General features: G+C 64.6%; 9 protein-coding genes. All 9 read left to right on the plus strand.

Features of this window, described 5'->3' with window-relative positions:
• Nucleotides 1-36 precede the first annotated feature (36 nt).
• Nucleotides 37-1038 carry an LLM class flavin-dependent oxidoreductase gene (locus PVW46_RS19050; protein WP_069209225.1) on the plus strand — a complete coding sequence of 334 codons (1002 nt, stop codon included), beginning with the start codon at nt 37-39 and terminating at the stop codon, nt 1036-1038.
• 3 nt (nt 1039-1041) lie between these two features.
• A complete protein-coding gene (locus PVW46_RS19055) occupies nt 1042-1500 on the plus strand; it encodes a DUF2267 domain-containing protein (RefSeq protein WP_069209224.1) in 459 nt (152 codons plus the stop codon).
• Nucleotides 1497-2027, plus strand: a complete 531-nt coding sequence (locus PVW46_RS19060) for a L,D-transpeptidase family protein (protein ID WP_069209223.1) — start codon at nt 1497-1499, stop codon at nt 2025-2027. Before PVW46_RS19055 ends, PVW46_RS19060 begins: the two co-directional genes overlap by 4 nt.
• 254 nt (nt 2028-2281) lie before the next feature.
• Nucleotides 2282-3385 carry an ABC transporter ATP-binding protein gene (locus tag PVW46_RS19065; protein WP_043136250.1) on the plus strand — a complete coding sequence of 368 codons (1104 nt, stop codon included), beginning with the start codon at nt 2282-2284 and terminating at the stop codon, nt 3383-3385.
• A 115-nt stretch (nt 3386-3500) separates the two neighbouring features.
• Nucleotides 3501-4616, plus strand: coding sequence for an extracellular solute-binding protein (locus PVW46_RS19070; RefSeq protein ID WP_069209221.1), 1116 nt, complete (start codon nt 3501-3503; stop codon nt 4614-4616).
• 102 nt (nt 4617-4718) lie between these two features.
• Complete coding sequence (locus PVW46_RS28680; RefSeq protein ID WP_308421209.1) at nt 4719-5324, plus strand: DUF1330 domain-containing protein; 606 nt, start codon at nt 4719-4721, stop codon at nt 5322-5324.
• The gene (locus PVW46_RS19085; protein ID WP_083242254.1) at nt 5321-7093 is read left to right on the plus strand and encodes an ABC transporter permease; all 1773 of its coding nucleotides are present in this window, start codon (nt 5321-5323) and stop codon (nt 7091-7093) included. Before PVW46_RS28680 ends, PVW46_RS19085 begins: the two co-directional genes overlap by 4 nt.
• A gap of 113 nt (nt 7094-7206) precedes the next feature.
• Nucleotides 7207-8391 carry an ABC transporter permease gene (locus PVW46_RS19090; protein ID WP_043136254.1) on the plus strand — a complete coding sequence of 395 codons (1185 nt, stop codon included), beginning with the start codon at nt 7207-7209 and terminating at the stop codon, nt 8389-8391.
• Between the two features lie 111 nt (nt 8392-8502).
• Nucleotides 8503-9185 (plus strand): PAS domain-containing protein (locus PVW46_RS19095; RefSeq protein ID WP_338020536.1); only part of this gene is annotated, 683 nt, incomplete at its 3' end.

Genomic DNA, 9185 nt, shown 5'->3' on the forward strand with positions numbered 1-9185 from the left:
CCTCGCGTGCCTAGCTTTGGTCCGAAGGAGACGCACATGCATTATTCCCTGCTCGACCTGTCGCCGGTGCCCGAGGGGTTCACCGCCGCCGACGCATTGCGCAACACCGGCGATCTTGCCCAAAAGGCCGAGGCCTGGGGCTATCACCGCTACTGGATGGCGGAACATCACAACATGCCGGGCATCGCTTCGGCGGCGACGGCGGTCCTTGTGGGCCATGTCGCCGGTCTGACCAGCCGGATGCGCGTGGGGGCCGGGGGCATCATGCTGCCCAACCACGCGCCCCTGGCCGTGGCCGAGGCCTTTGGCACGCTGGCGACGCTGTACCCCGACCGGATCGACCTTGGCCTTGGCCGCGCGCCCGGGGGCGACGCGATGGTGATGCGGGCGCTGGGGGTGCATCCGGAACGCGCCGAGCAATTCCATGCCGAGGTGGGCGAGCTGCGCGAGCTACTGGGGCCGCCGCAGGAAGGCCGCCCGGTGCGCGCGCTGCCGGGCGAGGGGACCGAGGTGCCGCTGTGGATCCTGGGGTCTTCGCTGCACGGGGCGCAGGTGGCGGCTCTTTTGGGGCTGCCTTATGCCTTTGCCTCGCATTTCGCGCCGCAGGCGCTGGAACAGGCGCTGGAGGTCTACCGGCGGCATTTTCGGCCCTCCGCCACGCTGGACCGGCCCCATGCGATGGTGGCGATCAACGTCTTTGCCGCCGATACGGAGGCCGAGGCGCGAAGGCTGCGTACGACAATGCAGCAGGCCTTTTTCCGGTTGCGGACCGGGAAGCCGGGCAAGTTGCCCGCCCCGGTCGAGGACCTGTCCTCTGTGGTGCCCCCGGGCGCGATGCCCGCGCTGGACGAGGCGCTGCGGATCAGTGCCGTGGGCGACGCGGGGCAGGTTGAAGCGCAACTGCGGGGCTTTATCGACCGGTTCGCGCCGGACGAGGTGATCCTGACCGGGCAGATCCACGACCACGCATCGCGCCTGCGGTCCTTCGAGATCGGCGCCCAGGTGATGCAGCGCATCAACCGCGCCGAAGCGGCCTGAGCCGTGCCGCAGCCCTGGACATACCGCCACGCCAGCCGCGAGTACCGGGCCTTTCTGGACGATCTGAAGGCGCGGATGAACCTCGAGTCGGACAACATGGCCTACACGGCGCTGGATGGCGTGTTTCATGTTTTCCGGAGACGGGTGACGGCGGAAGAGGGGCTGCGCTTTGCCAGTGTGCTGCCCAGCGTGCCCCGGGCGATTTTCGTTGCGGGCTGGCAGCCAGAGGTGCCGCCTGCGCCCTGGGCATCGCGCGATGATCTGATCCGGGAGGCGCAGGCGCTAAGACCCAATCACAACCTGACCCCGGACACCTGCGTAGAGTCGGTGGCCTGGGCCCTGCGGCGCGCCATCCGGGGGCCGGAGTGGGAAAGCGCGCTGGCCGCCTTGCCGCCCGAGGCGCGCGCGTTCTGGCGCGTCGAGGTCGTCGATCCAAGCGAGCTGGAGCCCGGAATACGATGAGCGCCGGCGACATGATCCTGACGCCGCGCGGGCTGCGTTTCGCAGGGCGGGTCTGGCCCTGTTCTGTGGGACGGGGTGGCGTGAGTACGGACAAGCGTGAGGGGGATGGCGCCACCCCGGCGGGGGAGCACCGCATCACGGGCATGCTTTACCGCCCTGACCGGATCGCGCGACCCGCCGACTGGGCGGTGCCGATCGGGCCGGGTGACCTTTGGTCGGACGATCCCGGCGACGAGGACTATAACCTCATGGTGCGCGCGCCCTACGCGGGGAGCCATGAGCGCCTGCGCCGTGCCGACCGCCTGTATGATCTCGTCTTGCTGACCGACTGGAACTGGCCCCGGGCCGAACGGGGCAGGGGCTCTGCCATCTTCCTGCACCGCTGGCGCCGACCGAGGTTCCCGACCGAAGGTTGCATCGCATTCCGTCCGGACCACCTGCTGAAGATCGCGGTCCGGATCACGCCCGAGACACGGCTGATCGTGCCCGAAACCCTGGCGCGGACTCTGCCCGGACGGCTCCGTTGACCAGTGGTCATGGCGTGTCGTGCCGGGCCGTGGCGGTGAAAACCGCTGTCAAGGGCGCAGGCATATTGCCCGAATCGGGCGATTTGACCTTCCGATCGGCTGGTTGCACGCCGTTTTTGTAACCGGAAGAGCCGTATTTGCCTGCCGCATACGCAGATTTCAGCGATTTGCTTGCATGTCCAAACGTCACGCGCTTTAGTCTGAGCACAATACAGCGGAGAAACATCCGCGAAATAACAGACAGGGAGTCTGACGTGGCTGATGGAGCTAGTGGCGACGCATTTGTCGCCTTTGAGCGCGTGCAAAAAAGCTATGATGGCGAAACGCTCGTCGTCAAAGACCTGAACCTCAGCATGCCGAAGGGCGAATTTCTGACGATGCTCGGGCCGTCCGGGTCAGGCAAGACCACGTGTTTGATGATGCTGGCCGGGTTCGAGACCGCCACGCATGGCGAAATCAAGCTGGACGGCATCAGCATCAACAACATCCCGCCGCACAAGCGCGGCATCGGCATGGTGTTCCAGAACTACGCGCTGTTCCCGCACATGACCGTGGCCGAGAACCTCAGCTTTCCGCTGGAGGTGCGCAAGATCGGCAAGGCCGACCGGGAAAAGAAGGTCAAGCATGCGCTGGACATGGTCCAGATGGGTGCCTTTGGCGGCCGCCGCCCGGCGCAGTTGTCGGGTGGTCAGCAGCAGCGGATCGCGCTGGCCCGCGCGCTGGTCTTCGAGCCCGAGCTGGTCCTGATGGATGAACCGCTGGGCGCGCTGGACAAGCAGCTGCGCGAGCACATGCAGTTCGAGATCACCAATCTGGCGCACCAGCTGGGCATCACCGTGGTCTACGTCACGCACGACCAGACCGAGGCTCTGACTATGTCGGACCGCGTCGCCGTCTTCAACGACGGGCGCATCCAGCAGCTGGCGCCGCCGGACGCACTGTACGAAAAGCCGCAGAACAGCTTCGTCGCGCAGTTCATCGGCGAGAACAACACGCTGGAAGGCGTGGTCACGGCGATGAAGGGCGATACCTGCGAGGTGAAGCTGGACAGCGGCGAGATGCTGGACGCGACTCCGGTCAACGTCAGCGAAGTGGGTGAGCGCACGCGGGTTTCGATCCGGCCCGAGCGGGTCGAGTTCAACAAGGACCGCCTGAAGGAAGGCGCGCACACTTTGAAGGCCGAAGTGCTGGAATTCATCTACATGGGCGATATCTTCCGTACGAGGCTCCGTGTCGCGGGCAATGACGACTTCGTCATTAAGACCCGTAACGCACCCGACCAGGTGCGTCTGGAGCCCGGCAGCCAGATCGAGATCGGCTGGCTGCCCGAAGATTGCCGGGCACTCGACGCCGGGTGATCCGAATGCCGTCGCCTGCGCCGTTTGCACGCGCGCGGGGACGCGACCTTGGGGCGAGGTTCGTACCCGTAACATCGCCTCAACCAAGATAACGGGTTAACTAGGGAGTTAAATAATGAAACTCACAAAGACACTGCTGGCCTCCACGGCCCTGACCGTGGCAGCCGCGGGCGTTTCGGCTCAGGACATGTCGCAAGACATGACCATCGTGAGCTGGGGCGGTGCCTACCAGAACTCGCAGCTGAAAGCCTACGTCGAACCCTATCTGGAAATGCACCCGGATGTGTCGGTGGCATGGGACGAAAGCTCTGCCGAGGCGGTGGCCAAGCTGCGCGCGATGAACGAAGCCGGCAACATCACCTGGGATCTCGTGGACGTGACCGCCGCATCGGCGATCCGCCTCTGCGACGAAGGCCTGGCGATGGAAATCGACTTTGACGACGTGCTGGCCGAAGCCCCCGATGGCACCGGCGCGGAAGATGATTTCGGCGACCTGATCGTCTCCGACTGCTTCATCCCGCAGATCGTCTACTCGACCACCTTCGGCTATCGTTCCGACATGGTGCCGGAAGGCGTCGAGCCGCCGTCCGACGTCTGCGCCGTCTTCGACCTGGAAACCTACCCGGGCAAGCGCGCGCTGGAAAAGCGCCCGCTGAACAACATGGAATGGGCGCTGTACTGTGACGGCGTGGCCAAGGACGAGATCTACGACGTCCTGGAAACCGACGAAGGCCAGGACCGCGCGCTTGCGAAACTGGACACCATCAAGGATCAGGTGGTCTGGTGGTCGGCCGGCGCCGACACGCCGCAGCTGCTGGCGGATGGCGAGATCTTCATGGGCTCGACCTACAACGGCCGCCTCTTCTCGGTCATCGAGGAGCAGGACCAGCCGGTGGCGATGCTCTGGGACATGCAGGTGTTCGACCTTGACGGCTGGATTGTGCCCGAGGGCCTGTCCGACGACGCCCTGGCGCGCGTGATGGACTTCCTCTACTTCGCGACCGACACCCAACGTCTGGCCGACCAGGCCAAGTACATCTCCTACGGTCCGGCGCGCGAAAGCTCGGCCCCGATGGTGTCGCAGCACGCCGAACTGGGCATCGACATGGCGCCGCACATGCCGACCGATCCGGCGAACGCGGGCAACACCCTGCTCTACAACTACGAGTTCTGGGCTGACTACCGCGACGACATCGACGCGAAATTCCAGTCCTGGCTCGCCCAGAACTGATCTCGCGCCGTGGCGGGGATGATCCCCGCCCCGTGAGGACAACATCGTTCGTGGCGGGCGGCACCGCCCGCCACGGACCAATATAAACGACGGGGACACCACATGCCGAAGGGCTATATCATCGGCCACATCACGGTGACCGATCCCGAGCCGTACAAGGAGTACGTGGCCCGGGACACGCCGATCCTGCTGAGCTACGGCGCCAGGCCCCTGGTGCGCGGCGGGCAGGCCGAAGTTGTCGAGGGAACGGCCAACGAACGGCACGTCGTCTTTGAATTCGACAGCTACGATACGGCGCTGAAGGCCTATCACGACCCCGACTACCAGGACGTTGCCAAGATCCGCCGGGACAATGCGACCAGCGCGATCATGGTCGCCGAAGGCAATGACGAGGATCTGCCCGAGCCGGCCGGCGAGGCGCCGCTGGGCTACCTGATCGCCCATGTGACGGTGAACGATCCCGAGGCCTACAAGCCTTATGTCGACGGCAACACCCCGATCATGCGCGGCTTTGGCGCGCGGTACATCGTGCGCGGCGGACGGGCCGAAGTGCTCGAGGGGGAACTGGGAGCGCGCCACGTGGTGATCGCCTATCCCAGCTATGACGCGGCCAAGGCCGCCTATCACGATCCGGCCTACCAGGACCTCGTGAAAATCAGACAGGCCCATTCCGAGGGCACACTCATTCTAGTGGAGGGCGCGGCATGAGCACGCTGAAGGGATCCGGACCGCAGACGTCCGACGCACCGACGCCGGAGGATGCCTTTCACGAGGCGGCCGCACTGGACGCGCGGGAAAGTGAACCGCGGCACGGCTCCGGCAATGGGGGCCCGGTGCTGGCCGCCGACGGGACACCCCTGAAACGCAGCCTGGCGCGGGCCCTGCGGGCGCAGAAGATGCGCGCGCTGGCCCTGATCGCGCCGCTGCTGATCTTCGTGCTGCTGACCTTCATTGCCCCTATCGCGGACATGCTGTTCCGGTCGGTGGAAAACCAGATCGTGCGCGACACGCTGCCCCGCACCGTCGAGGCGCTGGCCGACTGGGATGACACCAGCGGCGAGCTCCCGGGCGATGCGGTCTTCGACGCGGCTTACACGGATATCTTCCTGGCCGCCGAATACAAGCTGCACACGCGGCTGGGCTCGCGTCTCAACTACGAGCTGACCGGCGTGTCTTCGCTGTTCCGCAAGTCGGGTCGTGGCCTGGACGACATCGGCGAAGTCTACCTGGACCAGTTCGAGGACCTCGACGAGGCCTGGGATGAGGCGCTGCCCTGGGCAGAGCTGATGGGCACCGCCGACAGCGTGGCGGCCTACAAGGCCTGGGTCAAAGCCGAGGACAAGGCCAAGGAGAACAACGAGGATTTCAACGATCCTATCCCGGCCTTCGAGATGCGCGACGACATCGCCGATGTCTTGCCGCGCACGGCAGAGGCCTACAGCCGGTTCGCGACCTTCGTGCGTGACGAGGACGAGGACAGCCCGTTCGAGGAAGAACCCTGGACCCTCGTTGTCACCCGGCTTTACGAAGACCTGCGTGATGGTGATGTCTCGTCCTACAACGGACCGCGCGCCGAGATGCTCAAGGCAGCCGACGCGCTGGTGGACAGCCCTGATTTCCAGACTGCCGATCTTCAGGCCGCATTCGGCGAGATCGACGAGGACTGGCTGGACACACGGGTCTGGCAGACCATCAAGACCTACAGCCCCGCATACACCAACGGCTATTTCCTGAACGCGGTGGACATGCAGAAGACGCCGGATGGCGCCGCCATGCGGGACGAGGACGAACGCATCTACGGCCTGCTGTTCAAGCGCACCATGTTCATGAGCCTTGTCATCACCTTCAGCTGTATCGCGCTGGCCTACCCGGTGGCCTACCTGCTGTCGACGCTGCCGATGCGCACCGCCAACCTGCTGATGATCCTGGTGCTGCTGCCCTTCTGGACCTCGCTGCTGGTGCGGACCTCGGCCTGGAAGGTCATGCTGCAGCAACAGGGGGTGATCAACGACGTGCTGGTCTGGCTGGGACTTGTGGCCGATGACGGACGATTGGTGATGATCAACAACCAGCTTGGCACGATCATCGCCATGACCCATATCCTGCTGCCCTTCATGATCCTGCCGATGTACTCGGTCATGTCCACGATCCCGCCCACCTACGTCCGCGCGGCGAAATCGCTGGGCGCGACGAACTGGACGTCCTTCTGGCGGGTCTACTTCCCGCAGTCCGTGCCGGGGATCGGCGCAGGCAGCATCCTGGTCTTCATCCTGTCGATCGGCTACTACATCACGCCCGAGATCGTGGGCGGCACCACCGGTACGTTCATTTCGAACCGGATTGCCTATCACATCTCGTCGTCGCTGAACTGGGGCCTCGCGGCCGCGCTTGGGACGATCCTGCTGGCGGTCGTGCTGATCCTCTACTGGGCCTACGACCGGATCGTCGGCATCGACAACGTGAAGCTCGGGGGTTGAGGATGACCATTTTTCTGGAACAGCCCGATACCGAATTCCGTCCGCACGTGATGCGGGCGGCAATCGAAAAGGCGCGCGCAATGTCCGCGCCCAAGACGCAGGAGCGCTGAGCAATGGCCGTCGAGACACAAGCCGTCAAACAGCCGATCCAGTTTTCCGCCCCCGTGGTCGGGGCAGCAGGGGGCTTTGCCGGGGTCTTCGTCGGGGCCGCCAACGGATCGGTCCTGATGGGCATCCTGCTGGGTTTCGTGATATTGGCCGCGCTGGCCTTTGTCGCGCTGGCCGTGCTGGACCCGAAACTGGAAAAGACCTTCAAGCTGGTCCTGATCGCCGTCATGGCGGTGGCCGGCTACCTGCTCGGTGGCCTGCCGGGCCTCGTGGTCGGTGCGATCTTTGGCTGGTTCTTTGGCTGGTTCACCTATTGGATCGGCATGGGGCGTCACCGCGTCCCGCTGCCGCCCTATCTGACCTCCGGACAGGTGCTGTGGGAATACAGTTTCCGCGTGATCGCCGGCGCGATCTTCGTCTTCCTGATCACGCCGATCCTCGTGGTCATGCCGCTGTCGTTCAACGCCGAGGATTTCTTTACCTTCACGCCGGAGATGCTGCGGTTCGATCCCGAGGGCTACAGCCTCAAGCACTACCGCGACTTCTTTACCTCGTCGGAATGGCAACAGGCACTGCGCAACTCGCTGATCATCGCGCCGCTGGCGACGTTGCTGTCTGTCAGCTTCGGCACCCTGGCTGCCATCGGCCTTAGCTCGGAACATGTGCCGTTCCGTCGGGCGATCATGGCGATCCTGATTTCGCCGATGATCGTGCCGCTGATCATCTCGGCCGCCGGCATGTACTTCTTCTACTCGCGGATCGGCCTGCAAGGGACGCTGATGGGCGTGGTCCTGGCCCATGCCGCGCTTGGCATTCCCTTCGTGATCATCACCGTCACCGCGACACTGGTGGGCTTCGACCGTTCGCTGACGCGGGCGGCGGCCAATATGGGCGCGGACCCGGTCACGACCTTCTTCCGCGTGCAGATGCCGCTGATCCTGCCGGGGGTGATTTCGGGTGGCCTGTTCGCCTTCATCACCTCCTTTGACGAGGTCGTGGTTGTGATCTTCGTCGGCTCAGCCCAGCAGCAGACGTTGCCCTGGCAGATGTTCACCGGCCTTCGGGAACAGATCAGCCCGACGATCCTGGCGGTTGCGACGATCCTTGTCGCGATCTCGATCATGCTGCTGACCACGGTCGAGATCCTGCGCCGCCGGTCGGAGAAGATGCGCGGCATGAGCCCGGGTTAAGGATCAAATCCAACGAAAATCGGACGCGCGGCACCCCGGTGCCGCGCGTTTGCGTTCAGGATTCGAAAAGGGTTTGCGTTTTAGGGTCGCCCCCAAGCAGGAGGCGCGCCCATGTCCGAACTCGATCCCGCATTCCCGTCCGGGGTGTCCAAATCAGAGGCCACGTTCCAGGTGAACGAGGCTTTCTATTCCCGCACCGACAAGCGGGCGGTGATAAAGGCGGGCAACGAGGTGTTCCAGCGTGTCGCAGGACATGAATGGGAAGAGCTGCTTGGCGCCCCGCACAAGCTGATCCGCCACCCGGACATGCCGAAGGGCGTGTTTCACATGCTCTGGGAACGGTTGAAGGCGGGCAAGCCGACCGGGGCCTATGTCAAGAATCGGCGGATCTGCGGGCGATTCTACTGTGTCTACGCGCTGGTGGCGCCGACCGAGGATGGCTACATCTCGACCCGGATCAAGCCGGTCTCTTCCCTCCGGGCCGAGGTCGAGGCGCTGTATGCGGGGATGCTGAAGCACGAGCAGGACGGCATGAGCGCCGCGGACAGTGCCGAGACCTTGCAGAAGTGGATCCGCGACCAGGGTTTTGCCACCTATGACAACTTCCAGAGCCACGCTCTGGCGACGGAGTTTGAGGCCCGTTCGCGCCAGATGGGGCGTTCGCTGGACCCGATGCTGCAGCGGTTCGTCGACATGTCGCGTGCCATTGCCGAGGTCTGGGACGAGGCCGACAAGATGACCGAGGCCTTCAAGGCGATCCGTACAGTGCCGATGAACATGCGGATCATCGCCTC

This window comes from Mameliella sp. AT18, from assembly GCF_028807275.1.
In the GTDB taxonomy this organism is placed as follows: domain Bacteria; phylum Pseudomonadota; class Alphaproteobacteria; order Rhodobacterales; family Rhodobacteraceae; genus Antarctobacter; species Antarctobacter albus.